The organism is Pseudomonas pisciculturae (assembly GCF_015461805.1).
In the GTDB taxonomy this organism is placed as follows: domain Bacteria; phylum Pseudomonadota; class Gammaproteobacteria; order Pseudomonadales; family Pseudomonadaceae; genus Aquipseudomonas; species Aquipseudomonas pisciculturae.
Genome location: NZ_JACVZE010000009.1, coordinates 1 through 15,062 on the forward strand (window position 1 = coordinate 1; position 15,062 = coordinate 15,062).

At 55.2% G+C, this 15,062-nt stretch carries 11 protein-coding genes, 4 tRNA genes and 1 rRNA gene; all 16 read left to right on the top strand.

Annotated features, from left to right (window positions below):
• The first annotated feature begins 2 nt into the window (after nt 1-2).
• The 16 genes from rrf to rpoC all read left to right on the top strand — a co-directional run bounded on the left by rrf (nt 3) and on the right by rpoC (nt 15,002).
• A 5S ribosomal RNA gene (gene rrf / locus ICY20_RS22355) occupies nt 3-118 on the top strand.
• Nucleotides 119-282: 164 nt separating this feature from the next.
• The gene (gene birA / locus ICY20_RS22360; protein ID WP_194938634.1) at nt 283-1,242 is read left to right on the top strand and encodes a bifunctional biotin--[acetyl-CoA-carboxylase] ligase/biotin operon repressor BirA; all 960 of its coding nucleotides are present in this window, start codon (nt 283-285) and stop codon (nt 1,240-1,242) included.
• Complete coding sequence (locus ICY20_RS22365) at nt 1,232-1,981, top strand: pantothenate kinase (RefSeq protein WP_194938635.1); 750 nt, start codon at nt 1,232-1,234, stop codon at nt 1,979-1,981. Before birA ends, ICY20_RS22365 begins: the two co-directional genes overlap by 11 nt.
• 8 nt (nt 1,982-1,989) lie before the next feature.
• Nucleotides 1,990-2,436, top strand: a complete 447-nt coding sequence (locus ICY20_RS22370; protein WP_194938636.1) for a hypothetical protein — start codon at nt 1,990-1,992, stop codon at nt 2,434-2,436.
• Between the two features lie 142 nt (nt 2,437-2,578).
• Nucleotides 2,579-2,663, top strand: a tRNA-Tyr gene (locus ICY20_RS22375).
• A 24-nt stretch (nt 2,664-2,687) separates the two neighbouring features.
• Nucleotides 2,688-2,761, top strand: a tRNA-Gly gene (locus ICY20_RS22380).
• A 26-nt stretch (nt 2,762-2,787) separates the two neighbouring features.
• Nucleotides 2,788-2,863, top strand: a tRNA-Thr gene (locus tag ICY20_RS22385).
• A 161-nt stretch (nt 2,864-3,024) separates the two neighbouring features.
• A tRNA-Trp gene (locus ICY20_RS22390) sits at nt 3,025-3,100 on the top strand.
• Between the two features lie 45 nt (nt 3,101-3,145).
• Nucleotides 3,146-3,514 (top strand): preprotein translocase subunit SecE, encoded by a 369-nt coding sequence (secE, locus tag ICY20_RS22395; protein WP_003194658.1) that lies wholly within the window; start codon nt 3,146-3,148, stop codon nt 3,512-3,514.
• A 9-nt stretch (nt 3,515-3,523) separates the two neighbouring features.
• A complete protein-coding gene (gene nusG, locus ICY20_RS22400) occupies nt 3,524-4,057 on the top strand; it encodes a transcription termination/antitermination protein NusG (protein WP_003176436.1) in 534 nt (177 codons plus the stop codon).
• A gap of 117 nt (nt 4,058-4,174) precedes the next feature.
• Nucleotides 4,175-4,606 carry a 50S ribosomal protein L11 gene (gene rplK / locus ICY20_RS22405; RefSeq protein ID WP_003176435.1) on the top strand — a complete coding sequence of 144 codons (432 nt, stop codon included), beginning with the start codon at nt 4,175-4,177 and terminating at the stop codon, nt 4,604-4,606.
• Complete coding sequence (gene rplA / locus ICY20_RS22410; protein ID WP_003232403.1) at nt 4,606-5,301, top strand: 50S ribosomal protein L1; 696 nt, start codon at nt 4,606-4,608, stop codon at nt 5,299-5,301. The genes rplK and rplA overlap by 1 nt, the downstream gene beginning before the upstream one ends.
• A gap of 199 nt (nt 5,302-5,500) precedes the next feature.
• Complete coding sequence (rplJ, locus tag ICY20_RS22415; protein ID WP_003176433.1) at nt 5,501-6,001, top strand: 50S ribosomal protein L10; 501 nt, start codon at nt 5,501-5,503, stop codon at nt 5,999-6,001.
• 78 nt (nt 6,002-6,079) lie between these two features.
• Complete coding sequence (gene rplL, locus ICY20_RS22420) at nt 6,080-6,445, top strand: 50S ribosomal protein L7/L12 (protein ID WP_076952597.1); 366 nt, start codon at nt 6,080-6,082, stop codon at nt 6,443-6,445.
• 219 nt (nt 6,446-6,664) lie between these two features.
• Complete coding sequence (rpoB, locus tag ICY20_RS22425; protein WP_159955813.1) at nt 6,665-10,738, top strand: DNA-directed RNA polymerase subunit beta; 4,074 nt, start codon at nt 6,665-6,667, stop codon at nt 10,736-10,738.
• A gap of 64 nt (nt 10,739-10,802) precedes the next feature.
• On the top strand, nt 10,803-15,002 hold the full coding sequence (rpoC, locus tag ICY20_RS22430) for a DNA-directed RNA polymerase subunit beta' (RefSeq protein WP_194938637.1): 4,200 nt from the start codon (nt 10,803-10,805) through the stop codon (nt 15,000-15,002).
• The last annotated feature ends 60 nt before the right edge of the window (nt 15,003-15,062 follow it).

Consider the following 15,062-nt stretch of genomic DNA (forward strand, 5'->3'; position numbering starts at 1 on the left):
TTCTTGACGACCATAGAGCATTGGAACCACCTGATCCCATCCCGAACTCAGCAGTGAAACGATGCATCGCCGATGGTAGTGTGGGGTTTCCCCATGTGAGAGTAGGTCATCGTCAAGATTAAATTCCAGAACCCCATTTGCGAAAGCAGATGGGGTTTTGTTTTGGGCGCGAGAAAAGTCTGTCTACAAGGTGCGTTTTTACGTGGTGCTAAAGTCCGCCATTTCTATGCAATGGCCTTGAGCATGGCTATTATGCCTGCCTCATTGTGAGGCGATACCTGCATGCTGACGTTGTTAAAACTACTGAAAGACGGCCATTTCCACTCTGGAGAAGCGCTTGGCGCTGCTTTGGGTGTCAGCCGCAGTGCAGTGTGGAAGCAGCTCCAGCACCTGGAGGCTGAGTTAAATCTGCCTATCCACAAGGTCCGCGGAAAGGGTTACCAGTTGGCATCGCCATTGGTTTTCTTGAATGCTGAGTCTATCTTGCTGAATGCTCCTGCCTCGGCATGGCCTGTACATATTCTTGATACAACCGACTCCACTAATGCAGAGGCCTTGCGTTTTGTTAGCAGTGGCCATAACGCCCCGTTTTTGGTGCTTGCGGAGCAGCAAACGGCAGGGCGGGGGCGGCGTGGCCGTAAGTGGGTCAGTCCATTTGCCCAAAACGTTTATTACAGTCTCGTGCTACGTATTGAGGGCGGCCTTCGGCAATTGGAGGGCTTAAGTCTCGTTGTTGGTCTTGCTGTCATGCAGGCGCTACGTGAGTCGGGAGTTCAGGGGGCTGCCTTGAAGTGGCCCAATGATGTTCTTGTGGCCGATAAGAAAATTGCCGGGATCTTGCTCGAACTGGTGGGTGATCCAGCTGACATCTGTCACGTTGTAATCGGGGTCGGAATCAACGTGAATATGCAGAAAACTGAGGAAGTCGATCAGCAGTGGACTTCGGTGCGGCTCGAAACAGGCTCTGCTGTTGATCGGAATCATCTGGTCGCACGGTTGGGTGCGCAATTGCACAGCTATCTGGAGCGACATAGGGAATCGGGTTTTGCGGCGTTCCAGCGGGAGTGGGAGCAGAATCACTTGTGGCAAGGTCGGCGTGTATCGCTTATCGCGGGAACTAGCCAGATTGATGGTGAAGTGCTCGGCGTGGATCGCCAAGGCGCATTGCGTCTAAATGTTGATGGGATTGAAAAAATATACAGCGGCGGTGAGCTAAGCCTGAGGTTGCGTGATGATTCTTGAGCTCGACTGTGGAAACAGCTTTATCAAGTGGCGCGTGCTCGAGTCGGGGTGTGCAACGGTCCGCGCTGAAGGTGTGGTTGGCTCAGATATCGCGTTAATTGATAGTTTGAATACGCTTCCCGGTTTGTTGCTCACGCGTTGTCGTTTGGTAAGCGTCAGGGCGCTGGAGGAGACGGATAAGCTGGTAGGCGCCCTGGTGGGGGCCTTTGGGGTGGTCGTTTCCTGTGCAGCTCCTGCGCGAGAGATGGGCGGAGTGCGAAACGGCTACGAGGATTTCGAGCGCCTTGGTCTTGACCGTTGGTTGGCGATGCTAGGTGGATTCAAGTTGGCGTCTGGCGCATGCCTGGTGTTGGATTTTGGTACTGCGGCAACTGCAGACTTTATTGCGGTAAATGGCGAGCATTTGGGCGGCTTCATTTGTCCTGGTATGCCGCTGATGCGTAATCAGTTGAGAACTCATACCCGAAAGATCCGGTATGACGATGCCGCCGCTGAAAGAGCGCTGGGGTGCCTCTCTCCTGGTCACACCACGGTTGAGGCTGTGGAGCGTGGCTGTACGCTGATGCTCAGGGGGTTTGTGCTGACTCAGCTTGAGCTGGCGCGCACCTATTGGGGGGACGACTTCACTGTGTTCCTGACGGGTGGTGACGCTGAGTTGGTCTCGGATGCTGTTCCGCAGGCGCGACTCGTTCCCGATCTGGTTTTCGTTGGTCTGGCGATGGCTTGCCCTTTGTCTTGAGGTTTTTTATGCGTTGGCTGTTTCTGCTTCTGCTTGTTCTCAACGCCTTCTACTACATATGGCATCAGCAAGAAGCACCGTTGCGTGCGAAAGATGTAACGCCTCTGAGTCTCTACAAGGGCTCTCAGCAGGATATCCGACTCCTCAGTGAGTCCTCTGATGCGGTCGCCCGAAGGGATCGAGCAAAGATCGCTGAAGGGCAAAACACCTGTCTTTATATCGGTGGTTTTGCAGATCTGCGTCAAGCGCAGTCCATTGAGCAGCGGCTCATAAGCCTGGATATAAAGGTCAAGCTTCAATTGCTTAGCGCTGCTGATGCCTCTGGCTATTGGCTTCGTGTCGCTCCTGAAAGCCGACGCCTGGCGGACGATCTGCCCTTTGAAAACCTTGCTAAGGAATTCAATGAGTTAAAACATAAAATAATGTTGTGCGAAGGCGTTGCAACTCTCGAATAGTTTGCATAGAATGGCGCCCGCTTCGCAGTGAAGACCTTTAAGGTCAACAGGGTGAAGCGATCGTCAATGCAGCTAACCTCATAATTTAAATGAGAAAATGCTTGACAGAAGGTCGGCGTGATGTAAAATGCCGGCTCGCTTAGGAGGGGTTCCCGAGCGGCCAAAGGGATCAGACTGTAAATCTGACGTCTACGACTTCGAAGGTTCGAATCCTTCCCCCTCCACCATTTTTAGCGTGAGCTGCAAGCTCCGCGGGTATAGTTTAGTGGTAGAACCTCAGCCTTCCAAGCTGATGATGCGGGTTCGATTCCCGCTACCCGCTCCAAGTTTGCAGGTTGTGCAAGGTGTTTTGCTCTTGTAGCTCAGTTGGTAGAGCACACCCTTGGTAAGGGTGAGGTCAGCGGTTCAAATCCGCTCAAGAGCTCCATATAACAAGGCAGATATGAAAATATCTGCCTTTGTTTTAACAGCTGCCTCGGCTTGATTCTGGTGTTGCTGGCGTTTGCGCCAGGTGGTTTCAAGTCTGTTGGGGTTGGTTGTTGTAAAGTCTTTTTCAGGCCTGCATAATGGTCGGCCTGATTTTGTTTTAGGTCAGTAGCTCAATTGGCAGAGCGACGGTCTCCAAAACCGTAGGTTGGGGGTTCGATTCCCTCCTGACCTGCCAGATTCACGTGGTGTATCTGGCTTTCTTTTCACAGGATCTTCATAGATGACTCCTAAGGCTGAAGCTCAAAGCTCTCGTTTCGATCTGGTCAAGTGGCTAGCAGTAGTTGCCTTGGTGGTCGTAGGCGTTGTTGGCAATCAGTACTATTCTGCTTCGCCGATCCTGTACCGCGTACTCGCTTTGCTTGCCCTTGCTGCTGTAGCTGCCTTTGTAGGTTTGCAGACGGCTAAAGGTAAGTCGTTTGCAGTGCTGGTAAAGGAAGCTCGCACCGAAATACGTAAAGTCGTTTGGCCGACTCGCCAAGAAACCACGCAGACCACGTTGATTGTAGTGGCTGTTGTTCTGGTTATGGCGTTGCTGTTGTGGGGGCTTGATTCCCTGCTCGGCTGGCTTGTTTCCTTGATTGTTGGCTAAGGGTGTCCCGTGGCTAAGCGTTGGTACGTTGTTCATGCTTACTCGGGTTACGAGAAGCATGTTATGCGCTCTTTGCTGGAGCGCGTAAAGCTGGCAGGCATGGAAGATGGCTTCGGCGAAATTCTGGTTCCCACTGAAGAAGTGGTTGAAATGCGGAATGGTCAGAAGCGTAAAAGCGAACGCAAGTTCTTCCCTGGCTACGTGCTGGTTCAGATGGACATGAATGAAGGTACTTGGCACTTAGTCAAGGACACTCCTCGTGTTATGGGTTTCATTGGCGGTACCGCTGATAAGCCTGCTCCGATCACCGACAAAGAAGCAGAAGCGATTCTGCGACGTGTTGCTGATGGTAGCGACAAGCCTAAGCCGAAGACGTTGTTCGAGCCGGGTGAGGTTGTTCGTGTTACAGATGGTCCGTTTGCTGATTTCAACGGCACCGTCGAAGAAGTTAACTACGAAAAGAGCCGGATCCAAGTGGCAGTGCTCATTTTCGGTCGCTCTACTCCGGTAGAGTTGGAGTTCAGCCAGGTCGAGAAGGTCTAGCTGTTCAAGCATCCCAACCCCGCAGCCTTAGGCTGTGGGGTTTTGTCGTCACTGGGATAAACGCGCAAGTAACCGGGGAGCCTTTCGAGGCGTTTGAACCCGTAATTGGAGTGCCTCATGGCCAAGAAGATTACCGCTTACATCAAGCTTCAAGTGAAGGCCGCTCAGGCCAACCCAAGTCCACCTGTCGGCCCGGCTCTGGGTCAGCACGGCGTGAACATCATGGAATTCTGCAAGGCCTTCAACGCCCGTACTCAGGGTCTTGAGCCAGGTCTGCCGACTCCAGTGATCATCACTGTATACAGCGACCGTAGCTTCACTTTCGAAACCAAGTCGACTCCGGCTTCGGTTCTGCTGAAGAAGGCTGCTGGTCTGACTAGCGGTTCCGCTCGTCCTAACACCGTTAAAGTCGGCACTGTAACTCGTGCTCAGCTGGAAGAAATCGCGAAAACCAAAAACGCGGATCTGACTGCAGCTGATATGGATGCAGCCGTGCGTACCATCGCCGGTTCTGCTCGTAGCATGGGCCTTAACGTGGAGGGTGTGTAATGGCTAAGCTGACCAAGCGCCAAAAGGCTATCGCCGGCAAAATCGAAGCAGGCAAGGCCTACAACTTTGTAGACGCTGCTGCCCTGCTGACCGAGCTGTCGACTGTCAAGTTCAGCGAGTCCGTTGACGTTGCTGTAAACCTGGGTGTAGACCCACGTAAATCCGACCAAGTCGTTCGTAGCGCTACTGTGCTGCCACACGGTACTGGCAAGACTGTACGTGTAGCTGTCTTCACCCAAGGCCCGGCAGCTGAAGCTGCTCTGGCCGCCGGCGCTGATCGCGTTGGTATGGACGACCTGGCTGCCGAAATGAAAGGCGGCGACCTGAACTACGACGTAGTTATTGCTTCCCCGGATGCAATGCGCGTTGTAGGTCAGTTGGGTCAGATCCTCGGTCCACGTGGCCTGATGCCTAACCCTAAAGTCGGCACCGTAACGCCAGACGTAGCTACCGCGGTTAAAAACGCCAAGGCTGGTCAGGTTCGTTATCGCACCGACAAAAACGGCATCATCCACACTTCCGTTGGCAAAGTCGGTTTCGACGCCGTCAAGCTGAAGGAAAACGTTGAAGCCCTGATCGCTGATCTGAAGCGTATCAAGCCGGCTTCCTCGAAAGGTATCTACGTCAAGCGCGTTACCCTGAGCACCACTATGGGCCCAGGTCTGGTCATCGACCAAGGCTCGCTGGACGTATAAGACATAAATTGGCGTGAGAGATTGCGCCAATTGAAAAAATTGGGGTCCCTGCCTGGCGGGGGCTATCCAAGACCGTAGGCGACGCAAGTCTTAAACCTCAAGCCTACGCAGATGGTGCTCCCGGTTCCTTACCGAATCAGACACCAAAACGACATCCGGCCTCGGCCAGATGAAACGGTAACAAGCAGGAGTTAAACCCGTGGCAATTAATCTCGAAGACAAGAAGGCCATCGTCGCTGAAGTCAACGAGGCTGCCAAAGCTGCTCTGTCCGCTGTCGTGGCTGATGCCCGTGGTGTGACAGTAGGCGCTATGACCGGACTCCGTAAAGAGGCTCGTGAAGCTGGCGTATACGTACGTGTTGTACGTAACACCCTGCTCAAGCGCGCTGTTGCTGACACTGAATACAGTGTCCTCAACGACGTGTTCACCGGCCCGACTCTGATCGCGTTCTCCAAAGATCATCCAGGCGCTGCTGCCCGTTTGTTCAAGGAATTCGCCAAGAGTCAGGATAAGTTCGAGATCAAGGCAGCTGCGTTCGAGGGCAAGTTCCTCGCAGCTAACCAAATCGACGTACTGGCAACACTGCCGACCCGTAACGAAGCTATTTCGCAGCTGATGAGCGTGATTCAAGGCGCTACCAGCAAGCTGGCTCGTACTCTGGCCGCAGTTCGCGAGCAAAAAGAAGCCGCCGCAGCCTAAGGCTGAGCATCTTCTCTCGCGTATTTTTGTTTATTTCGATGGCCGAGTAGGCCGTCCCCCAATTCAGGAAATACAGCAATGTCTATCTCCCAAGACGATATCCTCAACGCCGTAGCTGAAATGTCGGTTCTGCAGGTTGTTGAGCTGATCAAAGCTTTCGAAGAAAAATTCGGCGTTTCCGCTGCCGCTGCTTCTGCTGGCCCAGCCGCTGTTGCTGCTGTTGCTGAAGAGCAAACCGAATTCAACGTCATGCTGCTGGAAGCTGGCGAGAAGAAAGTAAACGTGATCAAGGCAGTTCGTGAGCTGACCGGTCTGGGCCTGAAAGAAGCCAAGGCTGTAGTTGACGGCGCTCCTGCCCAGGTTCTGGAAGCAGTGTCGAAAGACGCCGCTGACAAAGCCAAAGCTACTCTGGAAGAAGCAGGCGCTAAAGTCGAGCTGAAGTAAGCATCGACCTTGCGTCTCCAGCCCAAGCGTTAAGCTGAAGGCTGATGGCTGGTGGCTCTTGCCACCGGCCTTTTTCCGTTCTTGGCTGCCGACTAGGTCGCCGCCATTAACGTGCTGTAGCCACCCGAAGCGGTGGTGCAAACCATGGGGTTTGCGAGATTTTCTGGCTGCTCCCGTCGGAGGGGCCAAACAAGCAGGTGACCAAGCTGGGGAACGCTGATGGCTTACTCATATACTGAGAAAAAACGTATCCGCAAGGACTTTAGCAAGTTGCCGGACGTCATGGATGTCCCGTACCTTCTGGCTATCCAGCTGGATTCGTATCGTGAATTCTTGCAGGCGGGAGCGACCAAAGATCAGTTCCGCGACGTGGGCCTGCATGCGGCCTTCAAATCCGTTTTCCCGATCATCAGCTACTCCGGCAATGCTGCGCTGGAGTACGTGGGTTATCGCCTGGGCGAACCGGCATTTGATGTCAAAGAATGCGTGTTGCGCGGTGTTACGTACGCCGTACCTTTGCGGGTAAAAGTCCGTCTGATCATTTTCGACAAAGAGTCGTCGAACAAAGCGATCAAGGACATCAAAGAGCAAGAAGTCTACATGGGCGAAATCCCACTGATGACTGAAAACGGTACCTTCGTAATCAACGGTACCGAGCGTGTAATCGTTTCCCAGCTGCACCGTTCCCCGGGCGTGTTCTTCGACCACGACCGCGGCAAGACGCACAGCTCCGGTAAACTCCTGTACTCCGCGCGGATCATTCCGTACCGCGGTTCGTGGTTGGACTTCGAGTTCGACCCGAAAGACTGCGTGTTCGTGCGTATCGACCGTCGTCGCAAGCTGCCTGCCTCGGTACTGCTGCGCGCGCTTGGTTATACCACTGAGCAAGTGCTGGACGCTTTCTACACCACCAACGTATTCAGCCTGAGCGGCGAGACCCTCAAGCTGGAGCTGATCGCTTCGCGTCTGCGTGGTGAAATTGCCGTGCTGGACATCCAGGACGAAAATGGCAAGGTGATTGTTGAAGCTGGTCGTCGTATTACTGCGCGCCACATCAACCAGATCGAGAAAGCCGGTATCAAGTCGCTGGAAGTGCCTCTGGACTACGTCCTGGGTCGCACTACCGCCAAGGTCATCGTTCACCCGGCGACAGGCGAAATCCTGGCTGAGTGCAATACCGAGCTGAACACCGAGATCCTGGCTAAAATCGCCAAGGCTCAGGTTGTCCGCATCGAGACCTTGTACACCAACGATATCGACTGCGGTCCGTTCGTCTCCGATACTCTGAAGATCGACTCCACCAGCAACCAATTGGAAGCGCTGGTCGAGATCTATCGCATGATGCGTCCTGGCGAGCCGCCAACCAAAGACGCTGCCGAGACCCTGTTCAACAACCTGTTCTTCAGCCCTGAGCGCTATGACCTGTCTGCGGTCGGCCGGATGAAGTTCAACCGTCGTATCGGTCGTACCGAGATCGAAGGTTCGGGCGTGTTGTGCAAGGAAGACATTGTTGCGGTCCTGAAGACTTTGGTCGACATCCGTAACGGCAAAGGCATCGTCGATGACATCGACCACCTGGGTAACCGTCGTGTTCGCTGCGTAGGCGAGATGGCTGAGAACCAGTTCCGCGTTGGCCTGGTACGTGTTGAGCGTGCGGTCAAAGAGCGTCTGTCGATGGCTGAAAGCGAAGGCTTGATGCCGCAAGACCTGATCAACGCCAAGCCAGTGGCTGCGGCGGTGAAAGAGTTCTTCGGTTCCAGCCAACTCTCGCAGTTCATGGACCAGAACAACCCGCTCTCCGAGATCACCCACAAGCGCCGTGTATCTGCACTGGGCCCGGGCGGTCTGACCCGTGAGCGTGCTGGCTTTGAAGTTCGTGACGTACACCCGACGCACTACGGTCGTGTTTGCCCGATCGAAACGCCGGAAGGTCCGAACATCGGTCTGATCAACTCCCTGGCCGCTTATGCGCGCACCAACCAGTACGGCTTCCTTGAGAGCCCGTACCGTGTGGTGAAAGACGCTCTGGTCACCGACGAGATCGTGTTCCTGTCCGCCATCGAAGAAGCTGATCACGTGATCGCTCAGGCTTCGGCCACGATGAACGACAAGAAAGTCCTGATCGACGAGCTGGTAGCTGTTCGTCACTTGAACGAGTTCACCGTCAAGGCGCCGGAAGACGTCACCTTGATGGACGTTTCGCCGAAGCAGGTAGTTTCGGTCGCAGCGTCGCTGATCCCGTTCCTGGAGCACGATGACGCCAACCGTGCGTTGATGGGTTCCAACATGCAGCGTCAAGCTGTACCGACCCTGCGTGCTGACAAGCCGCTGGTAGGTACCGGCATGGAGCGTAACGTAGCCCGTGACTCCGGCGTTTGTGTCGTGGCTCGTCGTGGCGGCGTGATCGACTCCGTTGATGCAAGCCGTATCGTGGTTCGTGTTGCCGATGACGAAGTTGAAACTGGCGAAGCCGGTGTCGACATCTACAACCTGACCAAATACACCCGCTCGAACCAGAACACCTGCATCAACCAGCGTCCGCTGGTGAGCAAGGGTGATCGCGTTCAGCGTAGCGACATCATGGCCGACGGCCCGTCCACCGATATGGGTGAGCTGGCACTGGGTCAGAACATGCGCATTGCGTTCATGGCATGGAACGGCTTCAACTTCGAAGACTCCATCTGCCTGTCCGAGCGTGTTGTTCAAGAAGACCGCTTCACCACGATCCACATTCAGGAACTGACCTGTGTGGCGCGTGACACCAAGCTTGGGCCTGAGGAAATCACTGCAGACATCCCGAACGTGGGTGAAGCTGCACTGAACAAACTGGACGAAGCCGGTATCGTTTACGTAGGTGCTGAAGTAGGCGCAGGCGACATCCTGGTTGGTAAGGTCACTCCGAAAGGCGAGACCCAACTGACTCCGGAAGAAAAACTGCTGCGTGCCATCTTCGGTGAAAAAGCCAGCGACGTTAAAGACACTTCCCTGCGTGTACCTACCGGTACCAAGGGTACTGTCATCGACGTACAGGTCTTCACCCGTGACGGCGTTGAGCGTGATGCTCGTGCACTGTCCATCGAGAAGACCCAGCTCGACGAGATCCGCAAGGACCTGAACGAAGAGTTCCGTATCGTTGAAGGCGCGACCTTCGAACGTCTGCGTTCCGCTCTGGTAGGCCACAAGGCTGAAGGCGGCGCAGGTCTGAAGAAAGGTCAGGACATCACCGACGAAATCCTCGACGGTCTGGAGCATGGTCAGTGGTTCAAACTGCGCATGGCTGAAGATGCTCTGAACGAGCAGCTCGAGAAGGCTCAGGCCTACATCGTTGATCGCCGCCGTCTGCTGGACGACAAGTTCGAAGACAAGAAGCGCAAACTGCAGCAGGGCGATGACCTGGCTCCAGGCGTGCTGAAAATCGTCAAGGTTTACCTGGCAATCCGTCGTCGCATCCAGCCGGGCGACAAGATGGCCGGTCGTCACGGTAACAAAGGTGTGGTCTCCGTGATCATGCCGGTTGAAGACATGCCGCACGATGCCAATGGCACCCCGGTCGACGTCGTCCTCAACCCGTTGGGCGTACCTTCGCGTATGAACGTTGGTCAGATCCTTGAAACCCACCTGGGCCTCGCGGCCAAAGGTCTGGGCGAGAAGATCAACCGTATGATCGAAGAGCAGCGCAAGGTCGCAGACCTGCGTAAGTTCCTGCACGAGATCTACAACGAGATCGGCGGTCGCAACGAAGAGCTGGACACCTTCTCCGACCAGGAAATCCTGGACCTGGCGAAGAACCTGCGTGGCGGCGTTCCAATGGCTACCCCGGTGTTCGACGGTGCCAAGGAAAGCGAAATCAAGGCCATGCTGAAACTGGCAGACCTGCCAGAAAGCGGCCAGATGCAGCTGTTCGACGGCCGTACCGGCAACAAGTTTGAGCGCCCGGTTACTGTTGGCTACATGTACATGCTGAAGCTGAACCACTTGGTAGACGACAAGATGCACGCTCGTTCTACCGGTTCGTACAGCCTCGTTACCCAGCAGCCGCTGGGTGGTAAGGCTCAGTTCGGTGGTCAGCGTTTCGGGGAGATGGAGGTCTGGGCACTGGAAGCATACGGTGCTGCTTACACTCTGCAAGAAATGCTCACAGTGAAGTCGGACGATGTGAACGGCCGGACCAAGATGTACAAAAACATCGTGGACGGCGATCACCGTATGGAGCCGGGCATGCCCGAGTCCTTCAACGTGTTGATCAAAGAAATTCGTTCCCTCGGCATCGATATCGATCTGGAAACCGAATAACACGTGACGCGAATCGAGAGCGGGGCTGTTTTGCCCGCTCTCTGCTCCGCCAGGAGGAAAGGCCTTGAAAGACCTACTGAATTTGCTGAAAAACCAGGGTCAAGTCGAAGAGTTCGATGCCATCCGTATTGGGTTGGCATCGCCTGAGATGATCCGTTCGTGGTCGTTCGGTGAAGTTAAAAAGCCGGAAACCATCAACTACCGTACGTTCAAACCTGAACGTGACGGCCTGTTCTGCGCCAAGATCTTTGGCCCGGTAAAGGATTACGAGTGCCTGTGCGGTAAGTACAAGCGCTTGAAGCACCGTGGTGTGATCTGCGAGAAGTGCGGCGTTGAAGTTGCACTGGCCAAGGTTCGTCGTGAGCGCATGGCGCACATCGAACTGGCTTCGCCGGTTGCCCACATCTGGTTCCTGAAATCGCTGCCGTCCCGTATCGGCTTGCTGATGGACATGACCCTGCGTGATATCGAACGCGTTCTCTACTTCGAGAGCTATGTCGTTATCGATCCAGGCATGACCACCCTTGAAAAAGGTCAGCTGCTGAACGACGAGCAGTACTTCGAAGCGCTGGAAGAGTTCGGCGACGATTTCGATGCCCGCATGGGTGCCGAAGCTGTCCGTGAACTGCTGCACGCTATCGACCTGGAACACGAGATTGGTCGTCTGCGCGAAGAGATTCCGCAAACCAACTCCGAAACCAAGATCAAGAAGCTGTCCAAGCGTCTGAAGTTGATGGAAGCCTTCCAGGGTTCCGGCAACCTGCCAGAGTGGATGGTGCTGACCGTTCTGCCGGTTCTGCCGCCAGACCTGCGTCCGCTGGTACCGTTGGACGGTGGTCGTTTCGCGACGTCCGACCTCAACGACCTGTACCGCCGCGTGATCAACCGTAACAACCGCTTGAAGCGCCTGCTCGATCTGTCCGCTCCGGACATCATCGTGCGCAACGAAAAGCGTATGTTGCAAGAAGCCGTCGACGCCTTGCTCGACAACGGTCGTCGTGGCCGCGCTATCACAGGTTCCAACAAGCGTCCTCTGAAATCCTTGGCTGACATGATCAAGGGTAAGCAAGGTCGTTTCCGTCAGAACTTGCTCGGTAAGCGTGTTGACTACTCCGGTCGTTCGGTAATTACCGTAGGCCCGACCCTGCGTCTGCACCAGTGCGGTCTGCCTAAGAAAATGGCACTTGAGCTGTTCAAGCCATTCATTTTCGGCAAGCTGGAAATGCGCGGTCTCGCGACCACTATCAAAGCGGCCAAGAAAATGGTCGAGCGCGAACTGCCAGAGGTTTGGGACGTTCTCGCCGAAGTGATCCGTGAACACCCGGTTCTCCTCAACCGTGCACCGACCCTTCACCGTCTGGGTATCCAGGCGTTTGAACCGGTACTGATCGAAGGTAAGGCTATCCAGCTGCACCCTCTGGTCTGTGCTGCGTACAACGCCGACTTCGACGGCGACCAAATGGCCGTGCACGTACCGCTGACACTGGAAGCCCAGTTGGAAGCGCGTGCGTTGATGATGTCGACCAACAACATCCTGTCGCCAGCCAACGGTGAGCCAATCATCGTTCCGTCGCAGGACGTTGTATTGGGTCTGTACTACATGACCCGTGAAGCGATCAACGCCAAGGGCGAAGGCCGTATATTCGCTGACCTGCAAGAAGTTGACCGTGTGTTCCGTGCCGGCGAAGCCGCACTGCACGCCAAGGTCAAAGTGCGGATCAACGAAACCGTCAACGACCGTGACGGCGGCAGCGTGAGCGGCACCCGTATCGTCGACACTACTGTCGGCCGTGCGTTGCTGTATCAAGTTGTGCCAAAAGGTCTGTCGTACGACGTCGTCAACCTGCCGATGAAGAAAAAGGCGATCTCCAAGCTGATCAACCAGTGCTACCGCGTGGTTGGTTTGAAAGAGACCGTGATCTTCGCTGACCAGTTGATGTACACCGGTTTTGCTTATTCGACCATCTCCGGCGTTTCCATCGGTGTTAACGACTTCGTTATCCCGGATGAAAAAGCCCAGATCATCGGTGCTGCTACCGATGAAGTGAAAGAGATCGAAAGCCAGTACGCCTCCGGCCTGGTAACCCAGGGCGAGAAGTACAACAAAGTAATCGACCTTTGGTCGAAGGCGAACGACGAAGTTTCCAAGGCGATGATGGCCAACCTCTCGAAAGAGAAGGTTATCGACCGTCACGGCGTGGAAGTTGATCAAGAGTCCTTCAACTCGATGTACATGATGGCCGACTCGGGCGCACGGGGTTCTGCTGCGCAGATCCGTCAGCTCGCCGGTATGCGTGGCCTGATGGCCAAGCCGGACGGTTCCATCATCGAAACGCCGATTACTGCGAACTTCCGTGAAGGTTTGAGCGTACTTCAGTACTTCATCTCCACTCACGGTGCTCGTAAGGGTCTTGCGGATACCGCGTTGAAAACCGCTAACTCGGGTTACCTGACTCGTCGTCTGGTAGACGTTGCACAAGACTTGGTTGTTACCGAGATCGACTGCGGCACCGAGCACGGCCTGCTGATGACTCCGCACATTGAAGGCGGTGACGTTGTAGAGCCGTTGGGCGAACGCGTACTGGGTCGAGTGATCGCCCGTGACGTATTCAAGCCAGGCACCGAAGAAATCATCGTTCCTGCCGGCACGCTGGTAGACGAGAAGTGGGTCGAGTTCATCGAACTCAACAGCATCGACGAAGTGATCGTTCGCTCGCCGATCAGCTGCGAAACCCGCTACGGCATTTGCGCCAAGTGCTACGGCCGTGACTTGGCTCGTGGTCACCAGGTGAACATCGGTGAAGCGGTCGGCGTAATCGCTGCCCAGTCCATCGGTGAGCCAGGTACCCAGCTGACCATGCGTACGTTCCACATCGGTGGTGCGGCAAGCCGGACCTCCGCAGCCGACAGCGTTCAGGTAAAGAATGGCGGTACTGTCCGTCTGCACAACCTGAAACACGTTGAGCGAGTGGATGGCCACCTGGTTGCTGTGTCCCGTTCCGGTGAGCTGGCAATCGCTGATGACTACGGTCGTGAGCGTGAGCGTTACAAGCTGCCGTACGGTGCTGTGATCTCGGTTAAAGAAGGTGACAAGGTCGACGCTGGCGCAATCGTGGCCAAGTGGGATCCGCACACTCACCCAATCGTTACCGAAATGAAAGGTACCGTGACCTACGTGGGCATGGAAGAAGGCATCACGATCAAGCGTCAGACTGACGAATTGACCGGTATGACCAACATTGAAGTACTCGACGCGAAAGATCGTCCAGCTGCCGGTAAAGACATCCGTCCTGCCGTGAAGATGGTCGATGACAACGGCAAAGATCTGTTGCTGCCAGGCACTGACGTAATCGCTCAGTACTTCCTGCCAGCCAACGCCCTGGTCGGTGTAGCGGATGGTGCGAAGATCGCGATCGGTGATGTTATCGCGCGTATCCCGCAAGAAACTTCGAAAACTCGAGACATCACCGGTGGTCTGCCGCGTGTTGCCGACTTGTTCGAAGCTCGTCGTCCGAAAGAAGCGTCGATTCTGGCTGAAGTCAGCGGCACCATCGCGTTCGGTAAAGAGACCAAGGGCAAGCGCCGTCTGGTCATTACCCCGAACGACGGTACCGATCCGTACGAAGAGCTGATTCCTAAGTGGCGTCACCTGAACGTCTTCGAAGGCGAACAGGTAAACCGCGGCGAAGTTATCTCCGACGGCCCGAGCGATCCACACGACATCCTGCGTCTGCTGGGTGTGAGTGCGCTGGCCAAGTACATCGTTAACGAGATCCAGGACGTTTACCGCCTGCAAGGCGTGAAGATCAACGATAAGCACATCGAGACCATCCTGCGTCAGATGCTGCGTAAAGTTGAAATCGCTGAATCCGGCGATTCCAGTTTCATCAAGGGCGACCAGATGGAACTGACTCACGTACTGGTAGAGAACGAGCGCCTGGCGAACGACGAGAAATTCGTTTCCAAGTTCACTCGCGTACTGCTGGGTATCACCAAGGCGTCGTTGTCCACTGAGTCGTTCATCTCGGCGGCCTCCTTCCAGGAGACCACTCGCGTACTGACCGAAGCAGCGGTAACTGGCAAGCGCGATTACCTGCGCGGCCTGAAAGAAAACGTGGTTGTGGGTCGTCTGATCCCAGCGGGTACCGGTTTGGCTTATCACAGCGAGCGCAAGCGTCGCCGTGAAGCTGACAAGCCGCTGCGCGTAAGCGCCAGTGAAGTGGAAGCTGCACTGACCGAAGCGCTGAACTCAAGCGGTAACTGAGTTCTGCGATAAATAAGTCTGGGCCCTGGCAGCCCCATTCGTCGGATCGAGGCAATTTTG

Coding starts and splice junctions, on each gene's coding strand:
- ICY20_RS22370 (WP_194938636.1), top strand. CDS start 1,990: ATGCGTTGGCTGTTTCTGCTTCTGCTTGTTCTCAACGCCTTCTACTAC.
- ICY20_RS22365 (WP_194938635.1), top strand. CDS start 1,232: ATGATTCTTGAGCTCGACTGTGGAAACAGCTTTATCAAGTGGCGCGTG.
- rplL (WP_076952597.1), top strand. CDS start 6,080: ATGTCTATCTCCCAAGACGATATCCTCAACGCCGTAGCTGAAATGTCG.
- rpoB (WP_159955813.1), top strand. CDS start 6,665: ATGGCTTACTCATATACTGAGAAAAAACGTATCCGCAAGGACTTTAGC.
- secE (WP_003194658.1), top strand. CDS start 3,146: ATGACTCCTAAGGCTGAAGCTCAAAGCTCTCGTTTCGATCTGGTCAAG.
- rplA (WP_003232403.1), top strand. CDS start 4,606: ATGGCTAAGCTGACCAAGCGCCAAAAGGCTATCGCCGGCAAAATCGAA.
- birA (WP_194938634.1), top strand. CDS start 283: ATGCTGACGTTGTTAAAACTACTGAAAGACGGCCATTTCCACTCTGGA.
- rplK (WP_003176435.1), top strand. CDS start 4,175: ATGGCCAAGAAGATTACCGCTTACATCAAGCTTCAAGTGAAGGCCGCT.